Source organism: Verminephrobacter aporrectodeae subsp. tuberculatae At4, from assembly GCF_000193225.1.
In the GTDB taxonomy this organism is placed as follows: domain Bacteria; phylum Pseudomonadota; class Gammaproteobacteria; order Burkholderiales; family Burkholderiaceae_C; genus Acidovorax; species Acidovorax aporrectodeae.
Genome location: NZ_AFAL01000495.1, coordinates 1 through 21,251, shown reverse-complemented (window position 1 = coordinate 21,251; position 21,251 = coordinate 1). Strand labels below are relative to the sequence as shown.

The window sequence follows — 21,251 nt, the reverse complement described above, 5'->3', positions numbered from 1 at the left end:
GCGAGCTGCGCGACGACCTCTTCCAACGCGCGCTGCGGCACCGTTGCACGCGCGAAGCTCAGGATCGGGTGTTGCAGGACCTGCCTGGCCAATTGCTGCGGACCCTGTGGCAACAGGTCCCTGTGCGCAATCCACTGCACCGGGCAGATCGCCAACGCGGTCGAGACGATCTGCGGGCGATCGATCCCTTCCACACGCACAACCAGGTCCAGTTCGTCGCTCAGCAGGCGCTTTTGCAAGACGCTGCTCGTGTCCACCATGAGCTCGATCTCCACCTGCGGGTATTGCGCGCTCAGCAGCCCGACGAAACGCGACAACCAGCTGTGCACCACCGTTTCGATCACCCCCAGGCGCAGTCGGCCCTGGACCGGATTCTCCTTGTGCGCGGCGGCCCGCATGCTGCGCGCGGCGGCGACGACGGCCTTGGCGTGGCCGAGCAGGTATTCGCCGTTCGGTGTCAGGCGAAATTCTCTGCCGCTGCGATCGACCAACTCCGTTCCCAGCCCTTCCTCCAGGCTCCGGATGCGCAGCGAGATGGCCGCGGGTGTGGCGTGCAGGGCACGCGCAGTGGCGCGAAAGCTCTTGAGCTGCGCCAGCGTGACGAGGGTCTCGAGAAAGCGGATGTTCATTGCAGCGGACCGGTCGTTAACAAATCCTATACAGCAAGGGCCATAAAAAGTAGCTGGCGTCCATTTTTTCTTCCCCTATCTTGCAGGGTGATCGTAGCCATTGCCCCACGAGACAAGCCATGACCCCAGCCGAATTCCGCCGTACCGTCCGCGCAGGGCGCTTTCGTGCGTCCACGGCGGGCCTCTGCGGCGATTTCGCGCAAGCCAACCTGGTGGTCCTGCCGCACGCCGTGAGCAGCGACTTCCTGCGCTTTTGTGCCCTCAACCCGAAAGCCTGCCCCCTGCTCGCGGTGGGCGAGCCCGGGCAGTGGGCGCTGCCGGCGCTGGGCGCCGGGATCGACGTGCGCAGCGACCTGCCGGGCTACTACCTGTACCGCAACGGCGAACTGGCGCAGGAACTGCCTTCGCTGGCCGAGGTATGGCAGGACGATCTGGTGGCGTTTGCCATCGGCTGCTCGTTCTCGTTCGAGCAGATGCTGCTGCGTGCCGGAATCGCGCTGCGGCACGTCGCGCAGCACAAGAACGTGGCGATGTACCGCAGCCAGATTCCGAACAAGGCGGCTGGGCCGTTCGGCGGCCAGCTGGTCGTGTCGATGCGCCCGCTCAGGGCCGCCGACGCGATCCGCGCGATCCAGATCAGCAGCCGCTTTCCCGCGGTGCATGGCGCACCGGTGCATTTCGGTGACCCGGCGCTGATTGGCATCGGCGACCTGCAGCGCCCGGACTACGGCGATGCGGTCGAGGTTCTGCCGGACGAAACCCCGGTGTTCTGGGCCTGCGGGGTGACCCCGCAGGAAGCGATCCGCAGCGCCCGGCTGCCCCTGGCCATCGCGCACAAGCCCGGGCACATGCTGATCACGGACATCCCGAACGAGCGCCTGGCGGTTTTCTGAGCATCGATGGCCAGCCTGCGCCGGCCGCACCGTAGAAACCAAGCAACGACATTGGAGACACAGATGACGACCCCAAATGAGCCTGCCCACAGGGCAACGGAACCCCGCAGCGGCTTTCTTTCCTGGTACCACCCGCTGTCCCGGCAGGAAAAACGCACCTTCTGGAGTTGCAAGGTCGGCTACGCACTCGACGCGATGGATACCCAGTTCCTCAGCTTCGTGATTCCGACGCTCATCGCCATCTGGGGAATCACCAAGGCGGACGCCGGGCTGATCGGCACCGCCACCCTGCTGGCGTCGGCGGTCGGGGGCTGGGCGGCCGGCATCCTGTCGGACCGGATCGGCCGGGTGAAGACATTGCAGCTGACCATTCTGTGGTTCGCCTTCTTCACCCTGTTGTGCGGTCTGGCACAGAATTTCGGGCAGTTGCTGGTGGCGCGCGCGCTCATGGGCCTGGGCTTCGGCGGCGAGTGGACCGCCGGCGCGGTGCTCATGGGCGAGATCATCCGCGCCCGGGACCGCGGCAAGGCCGTGGGCCTGGTGCAGGCCGGCTGGGCGCTGGGCTGGGGCCTGTCGGCGCTGCTGTTCGCACTGGTGTTCTCGCTGCTGCCCGCAGAACTCGCCTGGCGCGCGCTGTTCATCATCGGCGTGCTGCCTGCGGTCTTCGTGATCTTCATCCGGCGCTTCGTGCGCGAGCCGGAAATCTATCAACAGCACAAGGCGCACGAATCCGCCGCCCCCGGCACGGCGGCGCGCTTCACCGACATCTTTTCCCGCGATCTGCTCAGCGTCACGCTGCGTGCTTCGCTGCTCACCACCGGCGCGCAGGGCGGCTACTACGCGATCGCCACCTGGCTGCCGACCTTTCTGACGACCGAGCGCCACCTGACCGTGCTGGGCACCGGGGGCTACCTGGCCATGGTGATCGTGGGCTCCTACGCCGGCTACCTGAGCAGCGCCCTGCTCACCGACAGGATTGGCCGCAGGAACAACTTCATTCTGTTCGCGCTGGGTGCGCTGGGCATTGCGCTGACCTATACGAACGTGGTCGTAGGCAACACCGCCATGCTGTTCCTTGGTTTGCCGCTCGGCTTTTTCGCTTCCGGGGTTTTCAGCGGAATGGGCGCTTTCCTGACCGAACTGTTCCCGACGCGGGTGCGCGGCTCCGGCCAGGGGTTTTGCTACAACGTGGGCCGTGCCGTCGGCGCCCTTTTCCCCTTCCTGATCGGCCTGGCCAGCCAGCACATGCCGCTCGGTCATGCGATCGGCGTTTTCGCCGCGATTGCCTACGGCGTGCTGATCCTCGCCGCACTGACGCTGCCGGAGACGCGTGGCAAACAGCTCGAACCCTGATCTACAGCGCCGGGAAAGGCGATCTCGCCTCCCGCGCCACCGACATCAGAATGCCCAGCGCCAAGCCGAGAACGACCATCGCGGTGCCGCCGTAGCTGATGAAGGGCAGCGGAACGCCCACCACCGGCAGGATTCCGCTGACCATTCCCATGTTCACGAAGGCATAGGTGAAGAAGGTCACCGACACCGCCCCTGCCATCAGCCGCCCGAACAGGCTACTGGCGCCTGCGGCAATGGTCAGACCGCGCCAGACCAGCAGCAGAAAGCAGACGATCAGGAACAGGTTGCCCGCGAGTCCGAATTCCTCGGAGAACGCGGCGAAGATGAAGTCGGTGGTGCGCTCGGGGATGAACTCCAGGTGCGTCTGCGTTCCCGCCATGAAGCCCTTGCCCCAGACACCACCGGAGCCGATGGCGATCATCCCCTGGATGATGTGGAAACCTTTTCCGAGCGGATCGCGGGTCGGATCGAGCAGGGTGCAGATGCGTTGCTGCTGGTAGTCGTGCAGCACCGGCCAGCGCACGCCCTCGGCACACAGCGAGTCCCCCAGCAGCACCAGGGTCAGGATCCCCGCGCCGCCGATCAGCGCGGGCGGGAGAATCAGCCGCCACGACAGGCCCGCAAAGAAGATCACCGACAGACCGGCCACCAGCACGAGCAACGCGGTCCCGAGGTCGGGCTGCTTCATGACCAGCCCGACCGGAAGCGCCAGCAGCAGCCCGGCCGCAACGAAATCCAGCGGACGCAAGGCGCCCTCGCGCTTTTGGAACCACCAGGCGAGCATCAGCGGCATGGCGATCTTCAGGATTTCGCTCGGCTGGATGACGACACCGACGTTCACCCAGCGCTGCGCGCCCTTCTTCGTGATGCCGAACACCGCCACCGCCACCAGCAGCAACACGCCCAGTGCGTACAGTGGCACGGCGCACGCCATGATTTTCTGCGGCGGCACCTGGGCCACCAGGAAGAGAATGGCGCCGGCGATGAGCATGTTGCGCCCATGGTCGGCAAAGCGCGTCCCATGGTCGTAGCCCGAGGAGTACATGCCCAGCAATCCGGCGCAGGCCAACAGGAACACCAGCAGGATGAGGGGCAGGTCGAACCCCCGCAGCAGGGGCGCAAGACGCTGCAAGAGCGTGGGCTGTTCAAATACGTCGGCCATCGCGCGATTATCTTATCGGGCGACCCGGGAGGATCGACTGCGCGCAGCAGCGCCCGCGGGCAAACCGTGCATCCGGCGCTGCCGCGCATTTTGCGCAAGAAAACTTCTTCCGGGCATGCTCGGCGCCTACACTTCCTGCCCATGGAAATCTGGATGCACCAACTGCTCGAATGGCTGGCGCTGCCGCAGTTCGGCCTGAGCACGGTGTTTGCCGTGTCGTTCGTCTCGGCCACGCTGCTGCCACTGGGATCGGAGCCCGCAGTCTTTGGCCTCGTGAAGATCAACCCCGATCTGTTCTGGCCCGCCATCTTCGTGGCCACGGCAGGCAACACGCTCGGAGGTGGCCTGAGCTGGTGGCTGGGCCTGGGCGCGCACAAGGTGCTCGACAAGGTCCGCAGGAATGCCACCGAGACCCGGGCGCTGAACTGGCTCAGGCGCTTTGGCGCCCGTGCCTGCCTGCTGAGCTGGCTGCCCATGGTGGGTGACCCGCTGTGCGCCGTGGCGGGCTGGCTGAAGCTGCCGTTCTGGCCCTGCCTGGCCTATATGGCCGTGGGCAAATTTTTCCGCTACCTGATCATGACGTACGTGCTGCTGTACTTCATGCCGGGGAATCTGCGGCCATAGCCCCTGGCTTGCAGCGCGCGCCCGAGGGGCTGATCGCAGGCAGCGCAAAGTCAGACGTGCGCGGCACGCAGGCGGATCGAGAAATCGCGCAGCACGGCAACGCCGCTTTCTTCTGCGCGGCGGCACCAGGCCTGCAGGTCTGCCGTGAGCTGCGCGCGCGACTGCGCGGTGTCGCTCCACAGCTGGCGCAGTTCCTCCCGCATGGTCACCAGCTTGTCGAGCGCAGGGTACGCGGCGCGCACCTGAGCGAGTTGCGGCAGGGCCCCGGCCGGAACCTTCTCCGCATCGCGGTGCAACCAGCGCCTGGCGGCCTTGAGGACCGAAGCGTCGGCCTGGCGCGCCTGCAGCGCGGCGATTTCCTCCTTGCACACCCGGCGGATACCGCGTGCGTAGCCGGCCATCACCTCGTAGCGGTTGGCAATCAGGGCTTCCAGGGTTTTTTCATCGGCAACGGGCCTGAGCTCGCCGAGTTGCAGCTTGGGCGGCACCTTGCGGACCGTGGCCCAACCGACCTTGCGCAGCATGCGGATGTAGACCCAGCCGAGGTCGAACTCAGCGCGCCGGACGGAAAACTTCGCCGAAGTGGGGTAGGTGTGGTGGTTGTTGTGCAGTTCTTCGCCGCCAATGAGGATTCCCCAGGGAAGGATATTCGTACTCGCGTCGCGCACTTCAAAGTTGCGATAACCCCAGTAGTGCCCCACGCCGTTGACCACGCCGGCCGCCCAGAACGGAATCCAGAGCATCTGCACGGCCCACACGGTCGCGCCGAGCGCGCCGAACAGGGCCAGGTTCAGAATCAGCATCAGGCCCACGCCTTGCCAGTCGTAGCGGGTGTAGACATTGCGCTCCAGCCAGTCGTCCGGCGTGCCGTGGCCGAATTGCCGGATGGTTTCCTGGTTCCCGGACTCGGTGCGGTACAGCTCGGCGCCACGCCACACCACGGTTCGCAGTCCGCGCGTCTGGGGGCTGTGGGGTCGTCCGGGCTCTCGCACCGGGCGTGGTGCTTGCGATGGATGGCGACCCACTCCTTGGTCACCATGCCCGTGCCGAGCCACAGCCAGAAGCGGAAGAAATGCGCGGGAATCGCGTGCAGCCACAGCGCCCGGTGCGCCTGCGCGCGGTGCAGGAAGATCGTGACCGCCGCAATGGTGACGTGCGTCGTCGCCAGGGTGTACAGAACGACCTGCCACCAAGCCAGGCGCCACAGGCCATGGCCCAGCCAGTCGATGGCGGCGTTCAGTACGGCCCAATCGGGTAGCAGCATATGTGCGCAAAAGCCTTATGAGAGCCGTCGATTGTGACATGCCCCGGGGCGCCCAGGGTTTTGCGCTGGTCTGAAGCGCCGCGCAGGATCGCCCTGTTGGTTTCCACATGCGTCGGCTGCCCGGCAAAAGAGCAGCGCCACCCCGGTCATGTCACGGAAGTGTCACGTCAAATTGTCACAATCGCTGACATGCTGTTGAAAAAAACGGAAAAAGCCCGTCTGGAGCTCTCACCCGGCATGCGCACCCTGAGCCTGCGCGAACGCTCGCTGTTGTTGCTGGCGCAGGACAAGCCGCTGTGCGAGTTGCAGGCCATGTACGACGGCGGCGGAGCGCAGATCGTCGAAAGCCTTTTGCGCCAGGGCTACCTCACGGCCAGTTTCGTTCGGAAGCCCAAACCCGGCAGCCCTGCGCGCTCGTTGGCCGGTGCGCGCATGTACCTGTTCGACATCTGCGAGCGGCTGTTTGCGCGCCGCGACCCCGCGCAGGCGCAGTATTTTCGTGAGGCACTGCGCGCCGCCAAGGACCCTGTGGGAATGCTCGACGTGGGCAACGCCCTGTTTGAAGAAGTCACTCTGGCCGCTGGCGCAGAGCGCGCCGCCGCCCTGCGGGAGCGGTTCAGGCGCTTGCTGCCCCACGGCGTCGTGCACCACGAGAGCGTTTGAATCGGGCAGGCCCCGTCCGGGAACGGTGCTTCAGGGCCCGATCTGTTCCACCCACTGCGCAAGCTCGTCCGCCAACTGCGTTGACGCCTGGACCAGCGCAGCCACCCCGCCCACGGCGTCCGCCGAGCCTGCGGGCCGTTGCACGCTGAATACGCGCTGCCCGCGCAGCGTTTCGCCCACGGGGCCGCGTTCGATCAGCGTGGCGCGCAGCTGGACCACGGCAGCGCTTTCGGTCGGGCTGCTGAACCGTTGGCTGAATTCCTCCAACTCCACGCGCAGCACCAGCGGCAGCCTGCCGCCCTGGGGGAGCGTGTCGCGCACCGGCGCCCCTGCGTCGTCGTCCCGGAGGATGGCGCGGCGCTGGCCAAGCCGTTCGCGCAGGCGTTGCTGCAGCAATTGCGCCGGCGGCTGGCTCCAGCGCGCCTGGCTGTAAGCGTGCAGCTGTCGGGCATCGGCGTAGGCCAGGCGGTAGAGCACGGCGCTGCTGCCCTCGGGCAGACCGGGTGCCTGCACGTCGGCCAGCGCCAGCGCGGGCAGCGGCGCGCGCTGCTCGGCCGGCGCCGCAACCACGGGGCCGGGGCCGAAGTCGTAGTGCACGGGGCGCACGGGCGCGTCCAGCAGTGTCGAGCAGCCGCTGAGCGCCGGGAGGATGAGCCATCCCAGGCGGACGATTCTTCCTGCGCCGCAGCCAGGTCTTTTTGCCGCTGTGTTTTGCATGGCGTTCATGGGGCTCTCTCAGGGCTGCGCAAAGCCGGGCTCGCCGGGGCCGGGCGGGACGTGACCCGTTCCCCGCAGGAGTATCTGCGGGTTGTCGCCGATTCCACCTGCGGCATGGCCGATCTGGCGTGCGGCGCGGGCCGTGGCGTCCGCCGCGCGGCCCACGCGCGGCAGCGTGCTCGTACTGAGTTGCTCGGCGGCGCGGGCCAGGGAGCGGGCGCCGACGCTGATCTGATCGATGGCGCCGCCTTCTGCGTCGAGGCGCTGCCGGGTCCTGCCCAGGTCCGCGGTCAGGGTGGATACGCTGGCGGCGGCCTGCTGCAACGTTTCCAGGGTCTGGCGTACGTCGCCGGCGAGCGGGGGCAGCGCGGCGAGTGCCGGATCGAGGCCCTGGGTGACGCTGGCGTCGAGCCGCCGGGTGAGCGTATCGACACTGCCCGCGGCTTGGCCAATGCGCTCCAGCGCCGTGCGCAACCGCTGCTGGTTCTCGTCGCCGAGCATCTCGTTCAGGCGGCTCGCGGCTTCTGCCACCTGGCTCAGCGTGTCGGGCGCCTGCTCGGCGAGTCGGCCAAAGGGCGAGGGCTTGAGCCGCAGGCGCGGCAGGTCGCCGGGGCCCGGTGGCAGCGCGGGGTAGGGTTTGTCGGCGTCGTCGAGCAGCACGTGCGACAGGCCCGTGACGCCCTGGTAGCCGAGCATGGCGTAGGTGTTGAGGCCGATGGGCGCCTGCTTGTCGACGGCGATGCGGATCAGCACGTTGCCGCTGACCTTCGGGTCAAAGCCGATGTGCGTGACCTTGCCCACGGCCACGCCCTTGTAGCGCACGGCAGCCTGGGGCTGCAAGCCGCTGACGCCGTCCTCGGTGGAGATCTCGTAGTGCACGTAGGCGGCGACGTCGCGCGTGAGCCAGACGGTCAGCCCCACCAGCAAGGCGCTGACCAGCAGCACGAAGATGCCCGCAGCGAGGGCGTGTGATTTGTTTTCCATCAGATGGGTTCCTTGTCTGCCGCGCTGGCCTGCACAGGGGCCATGGCGCGCCGGCCGCGCTCGCCCATGAAAAACTGCGCGATGAAGGGGTGCGCGCACTGCGCGACCGTGCGCGGCGCTCCGCTGGCGATGACTTTCTTTTCGGCCAGCACGGCGACGCGGGTGCTGAGCGCGAACAGGGTGTCCAGATCGTGCGTGACCATGACCACGGTCAGGCCCAGCGCCGCGTGCAGCGCGCGCAGCAGCGCGCAGAAGTCGTCGGCGCTGTTCGGGTCCAGCCCCGCAGTGGGCTCGTCGAGCAGCAGCAGCGGCGGGTCCATGATGAGCGCGCGCGCCAGCGCCACGCGCTTGACCATGCCGCCGGACAGGTCCGCCGGCATGCGCGCGGCGTGCCCGGGTTCGAGCCCCACCATGCGCAGCTTGACCAGCGCCGCGTCGCGCACCAGGTCGTCGGGCAGCGTGCCCTGCTCGCGCAGCGCAAAGGCCACGTTGTCGAGCACGTTGAAGGCGGAAAACAGCGCGCCGTGCTGGAACAGCATTCCCACGCGGCTTGCGGCGCCCGCGCGCCCGATCTCGCGGGCGGGGCGCCCGAGCACCGTGACCTGCCCGCGCGTGGGCTGGGTCAGGCCCAGGATCTGGCGCAGCAGCACCGTCTTGCCGGTGCCCGAGCCCCCCACCAGCGAGAGCATTTCGCCGCGCTGCACGCGCAGTTGCAGGTCCTGGTGCACGGTGAAGGCCGCGTCGCCCTTGCCGAAGCAGGTCCACAGGCCCTGCACGTCGACCACGGGCGGCTCGTGCGCCGCTGCGGGTTTGGCCGGCGCGGCCTGCTGGAGCGGGGTGCTGTCGGGCATTGCCTGGGGCCGTCCACCAAAGCCTGACGACACACCGTCCCCGCTTACTCGCCCAGGTAGGCGGCGCGCACCTTGGGGTCGTTCAGCAGGTCCTGGCCGGCCCCGGTCATGGTGATGAGTCCGGACTCCATCACGTAGCCGCGGTCGGCGATCGCCAGCGCGCGGCTCGCGTTCTGCTCGACCAGCAAGATGGTCACGCCCAGCGCGTAGACCTCGCGCACCACCTCGAAGATCTTGTCCACCATGAGCGGCGACAGCCCCATCGAGGGCTCGTCGAGCAGCAGCAGCTTGGGTCGGCCCATCAGCGCGCGGCCCATGGCCAGCATCTGCTGCTCGCCACCCGACAGGGTTCCGGCGAGCTGCCCCCGGCGCTCGCATAGGCGCGGGAAGATGCCGAACACCTTCTCGATGTCGGCCAGGATCCCGGCCTTGTCGCTGCGCGTATAGGCGCCCATCTGCAGGTTCTCGGTGATGCTCATGCGGGAGAATACGCCGCGGCCCTCGGGAACCATCACCAGGCCCTTCCCGGCCAGTTCCCACGCGCCCCGGCCGGCTATTCCCGCGCCCAGGTATTCGATCTCGCCCTGGTTCATGGCCAGGATGCCGGTGATGGCCTTCATGGTGGTGGTCTTGCCGGCGCCGTTGGAGCCGATGAGCGAGACCAGCTCGCCCGCGCGCACCTCGAAATCCACACCCTTGACGGCCTGTATTGCGCCGTAGGCCACCTTCAGGCCCTTGACCCGCAGCAGCAGCTCGCTGGATTTTTCGGTCATGCTCAATGTCCTCCGGTGCCCAGGTAGGCGGCGATGACTTTCTCGTCCTTCTGCACGGCGGCGGGCGTGCCCTCGGCAATCTGCCTGCCGTAGTCGAGCACCGTCACGCGGTCGCACAGGCCCATCACCAGCTTCACGTCGTGCTCGATGAGCAAGATGGTGCGGTTGTCGTTGCGGATGCGGTCGATCAGCTCGCGCAGTTGCAGTTTCTCGGTGGCGTTCATTCCGGCGGCGGGCTCGTCGAGCGCGATCAGCTGGGGGTCGGTGGCCAGCGCGCGGGCGATCTCCAGGCGGCGCTGGTCGCCGTAGCTCAGGGTGCGCGCCTTGTAGTCGGCAAACTTGCTGATGCCGACGTAGTCGAGCAGTTCCCGGGAGCGCCCGGCAATCGCCTGCTCTTCCTGCCGGAAGCGCTTGGTGCGCAGCACCGCGCCGAGCAGGCCCGAGCGGGTGCGGATATGGCGCCCGACCATCACGTTCTCGAGCGCCGTCATGTCGGGAAACAGGCGGATGTTCTGGAACGTGCGGGCGATTCCGGCCTTCGCCACCTCGTGCACCGCGGCGGGCTTGTAGGCCCGGCCGGCGAGCTCGAAGCTGCCGTCGTCGGGGCTGTACAGGCCGGTGATCACGTTGAAGAACGTGGTCTTGCCGGCGCCGTTGGGGCCGATCAGGCCGTAGACCTGACCGCGCTCGATGCAGACCCCCACCCCGCAAAGGGCTTGCAGGCCGCCAAAACGCTTGGAAACGCCGCTCACACGCAGCACCACCTCGCCCGCCGGATTCTTGCTGTGTTCTTCCATGCTCTTGCCTCCGCGGGGTTCAGGTCTTGCGCGCCAGGCTCTTGCCGTGCTCGGGAACCGGCCACAGGCCCCGGGGCCGCAGCAGCATGATGCTGATCATGGCCAGCGCAATGAGCAGCTGGCGCAGGATTGCCGAGTCCAGACGCCCGTCCGTCATCGCCTGCAACGGGCCGGCCACGTAGCGCAGCACCTCGGGCAGCGCCGACAGCAGCACGGCGCCCAGGATCACGCCGGGCAGGTGCCCGATGCCGCCGAGAACCACCATGGCGACGATCATGATCGACTCCATCAGGCCGAACGACTCGGGCGAGACGAAGCCCTGGAAGGCGCTGAACATGGCGCCCGAGACACCGCCGAACGAGGCGCCCATGGCAAAGGCCAGCAGCTTCATGTTGCGGGTGTTGATGCCCATGGCCTTGGCGGCGATCTCGTCCTCGCGGATGGCCATCCAGGCGCGGCCGATGCGCGAGTCCTGCAGGCGCTGGCAGATGACGATCGAGACCAGCACCAGGGCCAGGAACAGGTAGTAGTACAGCGTGACCGAGCTGAGGTCGAAGCCGAACAATTCCAGTGGCCGGCCCAGGTCCAGACCAAAGATCTTGACCGAGTCGATCTGGCCCAGGCCCTTGGGCCCATTCGTCAGGTTCACGGGGTGGTCCAGGTTGTTCAAAAAGATGCGGATGATTTCGCCGAAGCCCAGCGTGACGATCGCCAGGTAGTCCCCGCGCAGCTTCAGCGTGGGCGCGCCCAGCAGCGCCCCGAAGAACGCCGCAAGCATCGCCGCCAGCGGTATCACGAGCCACAGCGAGGTGTGCAGGCCGTTCGGGAACATCGCGGCGAAGGCGGGAAAAGTTTCCGCCAGGTGCGGCGAAGCCATGAGCGCGAACAGGTACGCGCCCACGGCGTAGAAGGCCACGTAGCCCAGGTCCAGCAGGCCGGCGTAGCCGACCACGATGTTCAGGCCCAGCGCCAGCAGCACGTACAGCAGCGCCAGGTCGGCGATGCGCACCCAGGCGTTGCCAAAGGATTGCAGGATCAGCGGCAGCACGAGCAGCGCGGCGGCGCCGATGATCCAGCGGGTTTTGCCGTATTTCATGGTGCGGGGCTCCTCAGGCGCGATCGGCCACGCGCTCACCGAGCAGACCCGAGGGGCGCAGGGTCAGGATGATGATGAGCACGATGAACGCAAAAATATCAGTGTAGTGGCTGCCCAGCAGACCGCCCGTGAGCGTGCCGATGTAGCCCGAACCGATGGCCTCGATCAGGCCCAGCAGGATGGCGCCGACCACGGCGCCGGTCAGGTTGCCGATGCCGCCGAACACCGCCGCCGTGAAAGCCTTCAGCCCCGGCAGAAAGCCCATGGTGTGCTGCACCGTGCCGTAGTTGGACGCATACATGATCCCGGCGATCGCGGCCAACACGGCGCCGATGATGAAGGTGGCGGAGATCACCATGTCCGGCCGCACGCCCATGAGTGCGGCGACGCGCGGGTTCTCCGCCGTGGCGCGCATCGCGCGGCCCAGGCGGGTGTAGTTCACCAGGTACACCAGCGTGGCCAGGGCCACGGCCGTGACGCCCAGAATCAGGATCTGCGTGGGCGTGATGTACGCGCCGCCGACCTCGAAGGGCGTGCTCGGCAGCAGCGTGGGGTAGGACTTGTAGTTCGGCTTCCAGATGATCATCGCCAGCGTCTGCAGCAGGATCGACATGCCGATGGCGGTGATCAGCGGAGCCAGCCGCGGGCTGTTGCGCAAGGGCCGGTAGGCGATTTTTTCGATCGCGAAGTTGAGCGCCGCTGCGACCACGCAGGCGCTGATGGTCGCGAGCAGCAGGATGAGCCAGCCGGGCGCGCCGGGCATGGCCGCCTGCATCATCCCGATGCAGCTCCAGCTGGTCAGCGCGCCGACCATGAGCACCTCACCGTGGGCAAAATTGATCAGTTGGATGATGCCGTACACCATCGTGTAGCCCAGGGCTATCAAGGCGTACATGCTGCCGAGGACCAGGCCATTGATGATCTGTTGGAGCAAGATGTCCATTTGAGGGGGTCTCCTTTGTCCGTTTCTCGTCCGTTGTGCACCCGGCGCGGGCATCGGGATCGCCGCACCCTGCCGGTTTTCCTGTGTAGCAAAAAACCCGCCAGGGATCAGGGATACCACCGTCACCGTGCGGGCTTGCGCGCCTGATTGTAGCGAGACACCACCGGCCCCGCCGCAAGGGATTCCCCTTGGCTGGCGCATGCTCGCAGGCCGTCAGGAATCCCCGCCGCCATCGTCCGCGCCGCCATCGTCCGCGCCGCCGGCCGACGCATTGCGCGCCTGCAGCGCGCGCATCTTCTGCGCGATCTTGATCTCCAGGCCCCGCTCCACGGGCTGGTAGAAACCAGGCGCGGGCATGCCTTGCGGCAGGTAGTTCTCACCGGCGGCGAAGCCCCCCTCCTCGTCGTGCGCGTAGCGGTAGCCCCGGCCGTAGTCGAGCGTCTTCATGAGCCGCGTGGGCGCGTTGCGCAAATGCAGGGGAACGGGGCGTGTGCCGTCCTTTGCGACCCAGGCGCGCGCGGCGTTGTAGGCCGTGTAGACCGCGTTCGACTTCGGCGCCACGGCCAGATACAGCACGCATTCGGCGAGCGCCAGTTCGCCCTCGGGGCTGCCCAGGCGCTCGTAGACCTCGCTGGCGTCCAGCGCCAGGCGCAGCGCGCGCGGATCGGCCAGGCCCACGTCCTCGGCCGCCATGCGCACCAGGCGGCGCGCCATGTAGCGCGGGTCGGCGCCACCGTCGAGCATGCGCACCAGCCAGTACAGCGCCGCGTCGGGGTCCGATCCGCGCACCGACTTGTGCAGCGCGCTGATGGTGTCGTAGAACTGCTCGCCCCCCTTGTCGTAGCGCCGCATGCGCTCGCCCAGCACCTCGAGCAGCCAGGCGTCGCTGATCTGCTCGCGCTGCTGCTGCGTCGCAGCCATGGACAGGGTTTCGAGCGTGTTCAGCAGGCGGCGGGCGTCGCCGTCCGCGTACGCCGTCAGGCGCTCGATCGCCGCGTCTTCCACCGCCGGCAGCGCGTCCGCCGCCTGCGCCAGCACCACAATCCGGCGCAAATCCTGCACGGACAGCGGTTGCAGCACGTAGACGGCGGCGCGCGAGAGCAGCGCGGAGTTGACCTCGAAAGAGGGGTTCTCGGTGGTCGCGCCGATGAAGGTGAACAGCCCGCTTTCCACGTGCGGCAGGAAGGCGTCCTGCTGGCTCTTGTTGAAGCGGTGCACCTCGTCGACGAAGACGATGGTGCGCTGGCGCATCAGCCCGTCGCGCGCGGCCTCGGCGCGCTCGACCGCCTCGCGGATGTCCTTGACCCCGCCGAGCACGGCGCTGATGCTGATGAACTGCGCGTCGAACGCGCCGGCCATCAGGCGCGCGATGGTGGTCTTGCCCACGCCCGGCGGACCCCAGAGGATGCAGCTGTGCGGGCGCCCCGATTCAAACGCGAGCCGTAGCGGCATTCCCGCGCCCAGCAGGTGCTGCTGGCCGACCACCTCGCCCAGGGCACGCGGGCGCAGCCGCTCGGCCAAGGGCTGGTGCAGGCAGGAGGCGGCGGTCGGTTTGGTCATCAGAAATCCCGAGGGCATGGTTATACCGATTGTTCACCACCGCCGGCATCGCACGACAATGGCCGACCATTCGCCGCACAGGAGAGAGCGCCATGCCGCTTCGCATCGTCCAACTCGGCAGCCCCCGGATCGACGGCGAAGGCGTGCGCATCGGCGCCGTGCGCCGGCCGCCGCGCGGGGTGCCCAAGGCGCAATTTGCGCTGCAGAACTGGTACGACGTGTGGTACCCCAACCTCGCGCCCAGCGCCGAGACCGTCAAGCAGGCCCAGCAGGCCTCCAGCCCGCGCGCATGGGAAGCCTTCGGCAAAAAATACCGCAGCGAAATGGCCACACCGGAGCAGCGCCACACGCTGGCACTGCTGGCCCGTCTGTCGCACGACGCGTATTTTTCCGTGGGCTGTTACTGCGAGGATGCGACGCGCTGCCACCGCTCCATCCTGCGCGACCTGCTCGCCGAAGCCGGGGCCCAGTGGGCGTAGCGCCCGCCGCCGCCGGGCCTGTCCCGGGAGGGCCGTGGGCCATGGGGTTTCCCAGGTTGCGACACTCGCTTACAGAATGCGTAATTGCCCCCCATGCAAAGAGCACAGACTCGTGTCATGGCCCCCTCCCCCTCCCCCGCCGCCGCCCTGCTGGTCCAGGCCCAGGGCATTGCCAAGTGCTTCAACGGCGTGCCGGCGTTGCGCGACGGGCGTCTGACGCTGCGCGCCGGTTCGGTGCATGCGCTGTGCGGCGGCAATGGCGCGGGCAAGTCGACCTTGCTGAACATCCTGATGGGCCTGCTGCGCCGCGACGCGGGAACGATGCAGGTCGATGGCGTCGCCGTCGATTTCAGCAGCCCGGCCGAAGCGCTGGCGGCGAAGATTTCCATCATCACGCAGGAACTGTCGCCGATTCCCGGGATGACCGTGGCCGAGAACATCTTTCTCGGCCGCGAGCCGCGCAGGGCCGGCGTAGTGATCGACTACGCACGGCTGTTCGCGCAGGCCGGCGCGCTGCTGCAGCGGCTGCGCTTTGGCATCGATCCGCGCGCGCCCATGCATCGGCTGAGCTTGGCGCAGACGCAGTTGGTGGAGATCGCCAAGGCCTTCAGCCACGCGAGCCGCGTTCTCATCATGGACGAGCCGACCTCGGCCATCGGCGAGCAAGAGGTCGAAACGCTGTTTCGTGCCATCCGGGAAGTCACGGCGCAGGGCGCGGGCGTGGTCTATGTGTCGCACCGCTTGTCGGAGGTTTTCGCCATCGCCGACAGCTACACCGTGCTGCGCGACGGCGGCTTCGTCGAGGCCGGGCGGCTGGCCGACATCGACCGCCGCCACTTGGTGCACCAGATCGTCGGGCGCGAATTGCAGAGCACGGCGCGCGAGCACAGGGCCCGCACTGCGCCGGCGCTGCTCTCGGTCCAGGGGCTGGGGCGCGCTGGCGAGTTCGACGCCATCAGCCTGCAGGTCGCCCCCGGTGAAGTGCTCGGAATCTATGGCTTGATGGGCTCGGGGCGCAGCGAATTCCTGCACTGCGTCTACGGCATCACCGCGCCCGACAGCGGTTCGGTGCGGCTGGGCGGGAAGCCCCTGCCAGTCGGCCAGCCGCACCAGGCGATACGCCAGGGCCTGGCGCTGGTGACCGAGGACCGCAAGGCCACCGGACTGGTGCTGACTTCGTCGGTGGCCGACAACGTGAGCCTGGCGGCATTGCCTGCGCTGACCCGCGCCGGCGTGGTGCAGCGCAGCCGCGAGCGCGCTCTGGTGGCCAGCATGGTGGAGCGCCTGCGCATCCGGCTGGCGACGCCGCGCATGGCCGTCTCGGGCCTGTCCGGGGGCAACCAGCAAAAGGTGGTGCTTGCGCGCTGCCTGGCGACCCGGCCGGTCTGCCTGCTGTGCGATGAGCCCACGCGCGGCATCGACGAGGGCGCCAAGCGCGAGGTCTATGCGCTGCTCGAAGCATTCACCGCCCAGGGCGGCGCGGTGATCGTGGTCTCGTCCGAAGCGCCCGAACTGCTGGCCCTGAGCGATCGCATCGCCATCTTCAGAAAGGGCCGGCTGGCACAGACCGTTGCGATCGCCGATGCCACGCAGGAAGAATTGCTGCACCTTGCCTCCTGAGAGCCGCCCATGTCCACGCCAGCCGCCACCACACACGCAGCACCCCCCATCGACGCCAGGCCGCAGCCGCGCTGGCGCCATCTGCTGGCCGACTACGGCATCTTCATCGCCTTTGCCGTGCTCTGCATGGTCCTGGGCATCGTGGAGGAGAGCTTCCTGACCTGGGACAACTGGGTCAACGTGCTGCGCCAGACCTCGATCAACGCCATCTTGGCGATCGGCATGACCTGCGTCATCCTGACCCGGGGCATTGACCTGTCGGTGGGATCGCTGCTGGCGTTCTCCGGCTTGGTCGCGGCCAGCTTCGCCAGCGGCAGTAGCGCCAACCTGCCGCTCGCGCTGGCCGCGGGGCTGGGCGCCGGCTTGCTGCTGGGAATGCTCAACGGCGCGCTGGTGGCGCGGCTCTCGGTGCAGCCCTTCGTGGTCACGCTGGGCATGCTGAGCGTGGCCCGCGGCCTGACCTTCATCTACAACGACGGCATGCCGATCGCGGGTCTGGCACCGTCCATGCGTTTCATCGGCCAGGGCATGGTCGGCGACCTGCCGGTGCCGGTATTGATTCTGGCCGTCACCTTCGCGCTGTTCTGGTTCATCCTCAAATACACGGCCTTTGGCCGGTACATCTACGCCGTCGGCGGCAACGAGAAGAGCGCGCGCACCAGCGGCATCCGCACGAAGTGGGTGATCTTCTGGGTGTACGCGATCTCGGGCCTGTTGTCGGCGCTGGCCGGGATCATTCTTGCCGCGCGCACCACCTCGGCGTTGCCGCAGGCCGGCGTGGCCTACGAGCTCGACGCGATCGCCGCCGTCGTCATCGGCGGCACCAGCCTCACCGGCGGCGTCGGCACGCTCACCGGAACGCTGGTCGGGGCCCTGATCATCGGCGTCATCAACAACGGCTTGGACCTGCTGGGCGTGTCCTCGTACTACCAGCAGGTCATCAAGGGCGTGATCATCGTGGCGGCCGTGCTGCTCGATGCGTCGCGCAAGAAGCAGGCCTGAGACCTGCCTATCCCGCGAAAAACCCAAGGAGCACAGATTGAAAAAAACCACCCGCCGCGCTGCACTGGCGCTGGCACTTTCCCTGCTCGCCACCGGGCCCGCGCTGGCCCAGCAGGCGGCGAAGAAAGCCTACAAGATCGGCGCTGCGGTGTACGGCCTGAAGGCCGAGTTCATGCAACTGTGGGTCCATGCGCTCAAAGAACACCCGCTGGTCAAGGACGGCAGCGTCAAGCTCACGGTGTTCGACGGCAAGTACGACGCGCTGACGCAGAACAACCAGTTCGAGACCATGATCACGCAAAAGTACGACGGCATCCTGTTCGTGCCCATCGACGTACAGGCCGGCGCCGAGGCCGTGTCCAAGGCGAGCCAGGCGAACATCCCGGTGGTGGGATCGAACGCCCGCGTGAACAGCGACAAGCTGTTGTCGTACGTCGGATCGAACGACGTGATCGCCGGCGAAATGCAAGCCGAGGCGGTCATCCGGGCCATGGGCGGCAAGGGCAACGTGGTGATCCTCGAAGGCCCGATCGGACAGTCGGGGCAGATAGAGCGGCGCCGGGGCAACCAGAACACGCTGGCGCAATACCCCAACGTGAAATTGCTGGAAATGAAGACCGCAAACTGGTCGCGCGCCGAGGCGCTGGCGTTGACCGAGAACTGGCTCACGGCGCATGCCGGCAAGATCAACGGCATCATCGGCCAGAACGACGAGATGGCGCTCGGCGCGATCGAGGCCGTGAAGGCCAAGGGCATCGATCCCAAGAGCATTCCCACCGCCGGCATCGATGGCGTCAGCGACGCATTGCGCGCGGTCAAGGTCGGCACCATGGTCAGCGTGCTGCAGGACGCCAACGCGCAGGCCCAGGGTTCCCTCGACGTGCTGCTGCGCAAGCTGATCGGCGCCGATTACAAGCCGCGCGCGGCCCTCTGGACGCAGTACGGCACCGCGGGGCTGAAGTGGGACGACGGCGCGGCCCGGGTCTACAACATTCCATGGACCCCGATCACGCCGCAGAACGCCGACGTGCTGCTGGCGCAGCGCAGGTAATGGAGATTCCCCTGCTGCGTCAGGCGCGCACCGTGCCCAGCATGCTCGCCGACGCAGGCGCCTACTTGGCCGGCGCACAGTGCGCCAAGCCCATGCGCGCAGCATGCAAGCCCTGCACCATGAAGCCATGCGCGTGCCGCGCCAGGTCCATTCCGTCGCCCCACAGATTGCGCCAGATGGCCAGCGCGTTGGAGAGCTCCTCGTTGACCACGGTCGAAGAGAAACTTTCAAAGGTGACCACGCCCTGGTAGTCGATCAGCGCCAAGGCCTTGAAGAATTGCGCGAAGTCGATCGTGCCCGAGCCGAGGTAGCCGCGATGGCTCTCACCGATATGCACGTAGCCGAGTTGCTCCCTGCAGGCCAGCACGGGCTGCATGAAATCGACTTCTTCGATGTTCATATGGTAGGTGTCCAGGTGGACCTTCACGTTCGGGGCGCCCACTGCGTCGATCATCGCGAGCGCCTGGGTGGCTGTGTTGAGCAAGTTGCTCTCGTAGCGGTTCACGACCTCGAGGCCCAGGATGACGCCGCGCTCGCCCGCGAACGCGGCCACCCGTTTCACCGCAGCGACTGCATTGCGACGCCCTGGCACGGTGCAGGGATGCGCGTACTTGGCCATCGCGCCATACAGGATGCCGCCGAAGTAATGGCCCCCGAGGGCATGGGTGATCGAGACGCCTTCCTCCAGCAGCGCCACACCCCGGGCCACCACGTGCGGATCCTCACTCGACACGTCGGCCGCAAACGTCAGTCCCCGCGAGCAGCCGACTTGCAGTCCGTGCTCTTGCAGCAGATCGCGGGTCAGGGCCAGGTCCATGAGCTGGGAGCCGTGCAGGGAGAGTTCGATCAGGTCGTAGCCCGCGCGGCGCGTTTGGCTGATGACCCGGCGGGTGGATTCGGGGCCGAGGTCACCGGCCCAGACAAGTGCGTGGATACCGAGCGGATTCATGAAAAGGCTCCTTGGGGCAATGCGTGGAAGGACAGAGGAAAAAGGCGTCAACAGGAATGCAATGCGTCAATCCGCAGGGGCGGTGTCCGGCGCGGGCGCGCGCTGCTCGCGCCGGCGCTCCGCCAGGTAGCGGACCGCCATCACGCCCACCATGGTTGCGCCCCACATGGCCTGGGTCAGCTGCGCGTTGACGCCCAGCAGGTTCACGCCACTGGAGATGACCTGCAGCACCAGCAGCGCGACAAACAGGCCAGACACCTTGCCGAAGCCGCCAAATGGATCCACGCCGCCCAAAACGGCCGCCAGCACGGTGACCAGCAGGTAGGACTGGGCGTAGCCAGCGCTCGCGGAATTGAAGCGGGCCATCATCAGGATCGCCGCGATCCAGCAGAGCAGGGTCGAGAGCGTGTAGACGCCGATCAGCACGTGGCGCGTGTTCACGCCGCAATAGCGCGTCGCCTCCAGGTTCGAGCCCAGCATGTAGACAGCCAGCCCATACCGCGTGCGCCCCAGGTAGATGGCGAGCAGCACGGACGCGCCCATGAAGATCCAGAAAGGCAGCGGGATCCCGAAGAAGGCCAACGACCCGATCATCTGGAATTCCTCGGGGAAGCCCGCGATCGGCTTGCCGCGGGTGAGCCACACGCACACCCCGTTCACCAAGGACATCGTGCCCAGGGTCACGAGGATCGGGTGCGCCTGCATATTCGCCACGAGCCAACCCGAGAGCACCCCGACGACCAGGCACAGCAAGCCGCCCAGCAGCATTGCCACGGCGATCGCCAGACCGACCTGTCCGCCAAAGTCCCCCAGGCCGCCGGTGAGCACCCAAGCCATCGCCAGAGCGGCCATATTGGTGCTGGCAATGATCGCCAAGTTGATGCCGCCGCTGATCAAGGGCAGCAGCATGGCCAAGGCGAGCAGGCCCAGCTCGGGCACCTGCAGCAGAATCGATTCGACCGTCTGCCACGTGGGGAAACGGTCCGGCAGCGCAATCGAAAAGCCCGCGCACAGGAGCAGCAACAGCGCCAGCAAACCGCCCGGCCCGCCGCTGCGCAGCCAGGCATGCGTCCGGATGCGGCGGAAAGACCCGGCAGCAGAAGCCGACAACGCGGGATCGGGCATGTCCATGGTGCTCGGGCGCTCCCGCAGTCAAGCGATGGCGTCCCTGGGGCGCCGATGCTTGCGCCCGGTGGCTGCGGCAGACGCCAGCACCACCAAGCCCAGCAATACCTGGAAGAAGTAGGGCGAGATCCCCATGAGGTTCAAGCCGTTTCGCAGCACGGCCAGAAGCACGATGCCCAGCAGCACGCCGCCCACCGTTCCGGTGCCGCCCGTGAGGCTCGCGCCCCCCAGGACGGCCGAGGCCAGCACGAACAACTCGCCCCCGACCAGCGCATTCGGAACCGATTCGCCAACGCGATGGGCCTGGACAAGGCCCGCCAGGGCGGCCAGCAGGCCGAGGTAGCCGTAGGCGAACAGGTGCACGGCCAAGAGGCGCACCCCCACGCGGCGCGCCGCTTCCGGATTGCCGCCAACGGCGTGGACCTGCCGTCCCAGCGCCGTGCGGTTCAGCAGCCAGGCGGTGAGCGCAGCCACGACCAGCAGCACCAGAATCGGCAGGGTCACGCGCACCGTGGTGTCGCCCTCGCCGCTCCACTGCCAGAGCACGACGGGGTCGCTCCACCAGGCGGGCAGGTCATAAATCGAGCGTCCGCCGGTGAAGTACATGAGCAAGGCGAAGTACAGGCTCATGGTGGAGATGGTGATGATGATCGAGGTCGCACGCAGCCTGTCGATCAGCAGGGCATTCAAGCCCCCGAGCAGCGCTCCGGTGAGCA

General features: G+C 67.4%; 21 protein-coding genes and 1 pseudogene. 8 read left to right on the top strand and 14 right to left on the bottom strand.

Annotated features, from left to right (window positions below):
- On the bottom strand, positions 1-629 hold a 629-nt coding region (locus VTU_RS0116355; RefSeq protein WP_010106127.1), incomplete at its 3' end, for a LysR family transcriptional regulator.
- Positions 630-748: 119 nt separating this feature from the next.
- Here VTU_RS0116355 and VTU_RS0116350 point away from each other — a divergent pair.
- Positions 749-1,522: a putative hydro-lyase gene (locus VTU_RS0116350; protein ID WP_010106126.1), complete on the top strand. Its 774-nt coding sequence runs from the start codon at positions 749-751 to the stop codon at positions 1,520-1,522.
- A gap of 63 nt (positions 1,523-1,585) precedes the next feature.
- Positions 1,586-2,875, top strand: coding sequence for an MFS transporter (locus tag VTU_RS0116345; protein ID WP_010106125.1), 1,290 nt, complete (start codon positions 1,586-1,588; stop codon positions 2,873-2,875).
- 1 nt (position 2,876) lies between these two features.
- Here VTU_RS0116345 and rodA read toward each other — a convergent pair whose 3' ends face one another.
- Positions 2,877-4,037, bottom strand: coding sequence for a rod shape-determining protein RodA (rodA, locus tag VTU_RS0116340; protein ID WP_010106124.1), 1,161 nt, complete (start codon positions 4,035-4,037; stop codon positions 2,877-2,879).
- Between the two features lie 141 nt (positions 4,038-4,178).
- On the opposite strand from rodA, the gene VTU_RS0116335 reads away from it, so the two are divergent.
- On the top strand, positions 4,179-4,661 hold the full coding sequence (locus VTU_RS0116335) for a YqaA family protein (RefSeq protein ID WP_029554487.1): 483 nt from the start codon (positions 4,179-4,181) through the stop codon (positions 4,659-4,661).
- Positions 4,662-4,711: 50 nt separating this feature from the next.
- Here the strand turns inward: VTU_RS0116335 and VTU_RS27705 are convergent.
- Positions 4,712-5,925: pseudogene (locus VTU_RS27705) on the bottom strand (DesA family fatty acid desaturase).
- 189 nt (positions 5,926-6,114) lie between these two features.
- Here VTU_RS27705 and VTU_RS0116325 point away from each other — a divergent pair.
- On the top strand, positions 6,115-6,588 hold the full coding sequence (locus VTU_RS0116325) for a Rossmann-fold NAD(P)-binding domain-containing protein (RefSeq protein WP_010106122.1): 474 nt from the start codon (positions 6,115-6,117) through the stop codon (positions 6,586-6,588).
- A 30-nt stretch (positions 6,589-6,618) separates the two neighbouring features.
- Here the strand turns inward: VTU_RS0116325 and VTU_RS0116320 are convergent, their stop codons facing one another.
- From VTU_RS0116320 to VTU_RS0116285, 8 genes are all read right to left on the bottom strand, one after another.
- A complete protein-coding gene (locus VTU_RS0116320; RefSeq protein WP_010106121.1) occupies positions 6,619-7,314 on the bottom strand; it encodes an ABC-type transport auxiliary lipoprotein family protein in 696 nt (231 codons plus the stop codon).
- Between the two features lie 9 nt (positions 7,315-7,323).
- A complete protein-coding gene (locus VTU_RS0116315; RefSeq protein ID WP_010106119.1) occupies positions 7,324-8,289 on the bottom strand; it encodes an MlaD family protein in 966 nt (321 codons plus the stop codon).
- Entirely contained in the window at positions 8,289-9,140 is an 852-nt protein-coding gene (locus tag VTU_RS0116310) for an ABC transporter ATP-binding protein (protein ID WP_010106118.1), read from the bottom strand. Before VTU_RS0116310 ends, VTU_RS0116315 begins: the two co-directional genes overlap by 1 nt.
- Positions 9,141-9,184: 44 nt before the next feature.
- Positions 9,185-9,913, bottom strand: coding sequence for an ABC transporter ATP-binding protein (locus VTU_RS0116305; RefSeq protein WP_010106117.1), 729 nt, complete (start codon positions 9,911-9,913; stop codon positions 9,185-9,187).
- Positions 9,914-9,915: 2 nt separating this feature from the next.
- Positions 9,916-10,710 carry an ABC transporter ATP-binding protein gene (locus VTU_RS0116300; RefSeq protein WP_010106116.1) on the bottom strand — a complete coding sequence of 265 codons (795 nt, stop codon included), beginning with the start codon at positions 10,708-10,710 and terminating at the stop codon, positions 9,916-9,918.
- Positions 10,711-10,729: 19 nt separating this feature from the next.
- Positions 10,730-11,806 carry an ABC transporter permease subunit gene (locus tag VTU_RS0116295; protein ID WP_010106115.1) on the bottom strand — a complete coding sequence of 359 codons (1,077 nt, stop codon included), beginning with the start codon at positions 11,804-11,806 and terminating at the stop codon, positions 10,730-10,732.
- A 13-nt stretch (positions 11,807-11,819) separates the two neighbouring features.
- A complete protein-coding gene (locus tag VTU_RS0116290) occupies positions 11,820-12,749 on the bottom strand; it encodes a branched-chain amino acid ABC transporter permease (RefSeq protein ID WP_010106113.1) in 930 nt (309 codons plus the stop codon).
- A gap of 213 nt (positions 12,750-12,962) precedes the next feature.
- Positions 12,963-14,309 carry a replication-associated recombination protein A gene (locus VTU_RS0116285; protein WP_029554486.1) on the bottom strand — a complete coding sequence of 449 codons (1,347 nt, stop codon included), beginning with the start codon at positions 14,307-14,309 and terminating at the stop codon, positions 12,963-12,965.
- Between the two features lie 92 nt (positions 14,310-14,401).
- Between VTU_RS0116285 and VTU_RS0116280 the strand changes: the two genes are divergently transcribed.
- The 4 genes from VTU_RS0116280 to VTU_RS0116265 all read left to right on the top strand — a co-directional run bounded on the left by VTU_RS0116280 (position 14,402) and on the right by VTU_RS0116265 (position 18,461).
- On the top strand, positions 14,402-14,788 hold the full coding sequence (locus VTU_RS0116280; RefSeq protein WP_010106109.1) for a DUF488 domain-containing protein: 387 nt from the start codon (positions 14,402-14,404) through the stop codon (positions 14,786-14,788).
- 117 nt (positions 14,789-14,905) lie between these two features.
- The gene (locus VTU_RS0116275) at positions 14,906-16,408 is read left to right on the top strand and encodes a sugar ABC transporter ATP-binding protein (protein ID WP_010106107.1); all 1,503 of its coding nucleotides are present in this window, start codon (positions 14,906-14,908) and stop codon (positions 16,406-16,408) included.
- 9 nt (positions 16,409-16,417) lie between these two features.
- The gene (locus VTU_RS0116270) at positions 16,418-17,410 is read left to right on the top strand and encodes an ABC transporter permease (RefSeq protein WP_010106106.1); all 993 of its coding nucleotides are present in this window, start codon (positions 16,418-16,420) and stop codon (positions 17,408-17,410) included.
- 37 nt (positions 17,411-17,447) lie between these two features.
- Complete coding sequence (locus tag VTU_RS0116265) at positions 17,448-18,461, top strand: substrate-binding domain-containing protein (protein ID WP_010106105.1); 1,014 nt, start codon at positions 17,448-17,450, stop codon at positions 18,459-18,461.
- A gap of 61 nt (positions 18,462-18,522) precedes the next feature.
- On the opposite strand, the gene VTU_RS0116260 is transcribed toward VTU_RS0116265, so the two are convergent.
- From VTU_RS0116260 to VTU_RS0116250, 3 genes are all read right to left on the bottom strand, one after another.
- The gene (locus tag VTU_RS0116260; protein ID WP_010106104.1) at positions 18,523-19,410 is read right to left on the bottom strand and encodes a sugar phosphate isomerase/epimerase family protein; all 888 of its coding nucleotides are present in this window, start codon (positions 19,408-19,410) and stop codon (positions 18,523-18,525) included.
- A 66-nt stretch (positions 19,411-19,476) separates the two neighbouring features.
- Positions 19,477-20,541 (bottom strand): ABC transporter permease, encoded by a 1,065-nt coding sequence (locus VTU_RS0116255; protein ID WP_010106103.1) that lies wholly within the window; start codon positions 20,539-20,541, stop codon positions 19,477-19,479.
- A 21-nt stretch (positions 20,542-20,562) separates the two neighbouring features.
- Positions 20,563-21,251: ABC transporter permease (locus tag VTU_RS0116250; RefSeq protein WP_010106102.1), on the bottom strand; the 689-nt coding region annotated here is incomplete at its 5' end.

What these genes read in the sequence shown, in the direction of transcription:
- VTU_RS0116350 (WP_010106126.1), top strand. Translation starts at nt 749, where the DNA reads ATGACCCCAGCCGAATTCCGCCGTACCGTCCGCGCAGGGCGCTTTCGT.
- VTU_RS0116345 (WP_010106125.1), top strand. Translation starts at nt 1,586, where the DNA reads ATGACGACCCCAAATGAGCCTGCCCACAGGGCAACGGAACCCCGCAGC.
- rodA (WP_010106124.1), bottom strand. Translation starts at nt 4,037, where the DNA reads ATGGCCGACGTATTTGAACAGCCCACGCTCTTGCAGCGTCTTGCGCCC.
- VTU_RS0116335 (WP_029554487.1), top strand. Translation starts at nt 4,179, where the DNA reads ATGGAAATCTGGATGCACCAACTGCTCGAATGGCTGGCGCTGCCGCAG.
- VTU_RS0116325 (WP_010106122.1), top strand. Translation starts at nt 6,115, where the DNA reads ATGCTGTTGAAAAAAACGGAAAAAGCCCGTCTGGAGCTCTCACCCGGC.
- VTU_RS0116320 (WP_010106121.1), bottom strand. Translation starts at nt 7,314, where the DNA reads ATGAACGCCATGCAAAACACAGCGGCAAAAAGACCTGGCTGCGGCGCA.
- VTU_RS0116315 (WP_010106119.1), bottom strand. Translation starts at nt 8,289, where the DNA reads ATGGAAAACAAATCACACGCCCTCGCTGCGGGCATCTTCGTGCTGCTG.
- VTU_RS0116310 (WP_010106118.1), bottom strand. Translation starts at nt 9,140, where the DNA reads ATGCCCGACAGCACCCCGCTCCAGCAGGCCGCGCCGGCCAAACCCGCA.
- VTU_RS0116305 (WP_010106117.1), bottom strand. Translation starts at nt 9,913, where the DNA reads ATGACCGAAAAATCCAGCGAGCTGCTGCTGCGGGTCAAGGGCCTGAAG.
- VTU_RS0116300 (WP_010106116.1), bottom strand. Translation starts at nt 10,710, where the DNA reads ATGGAAGAACACAGCAAGAATCCGGCGGGCGAGGTGGTGCTGCGTGTG.
- VTU_RS0116295 (WP_010106115.1), bottom strand. Translation starts at nt 11,806, where the DNA reads ATGAAATACGGCAAAACCCGCTGGATCATCGGCGCCGCCGCGCTGCTC.
- VTU_RS0116290 (WP_010106113.1), bottom strand. Translation starts at nt 12,749, where the DNA reads ATGGACATCTTGCTCCAACAGATCATCAATGGCCTGGTCCTCGGCAGC.
- VTU_RS0116285 (WP_029554486.1), bottom strand. Translation starts at nt 14,309, where the DNA reads ATGACCAAACCGACCGCCGCCTCCTGCCTGCACCAGCCCTTGGCCGAG.
- VTU_RS0116280 (WP_010106109.1), top strand. Translation starts at nt 14,402, where the DNA reads ATGCCGCTTCGCATCGTCCAACTCGGCAGCCCCCGGATCGACGGCGAA.
- VTU_RS0116275 (WP_010106107.1), top strand. Translation starts at nt 14,906, where the DNA reads ATGGCCCCCTCCCCCTCCCCCGCCGCCGCCCTGCTGGTCCAGGCCCAG.
- VTU_RS0116270 (WP_010106106.1), top strand. Translation starts at nt 16,418, where the DNA reads ATGTCCACGCCAGCCGCCACCACACACGCAGCACCCCCCATCGACGCC.
- VTU_RS0116260 (WP_010106104.1), bottom strand. Translation starts at nt 19,410, where the DNA reads ATGAATCCGCTCGGTATCCACGCACTTGTCTGGGCCGGTGACCTCGGC.
- VTU_RS0116255 (WP_010106103.1), bottom strand. Translation starts at nt 20,541, where the DNA reads ATGGACATGCCCGATCCCGCGTTGTCGGCTTCTGCTGCCGGGTCTTTC.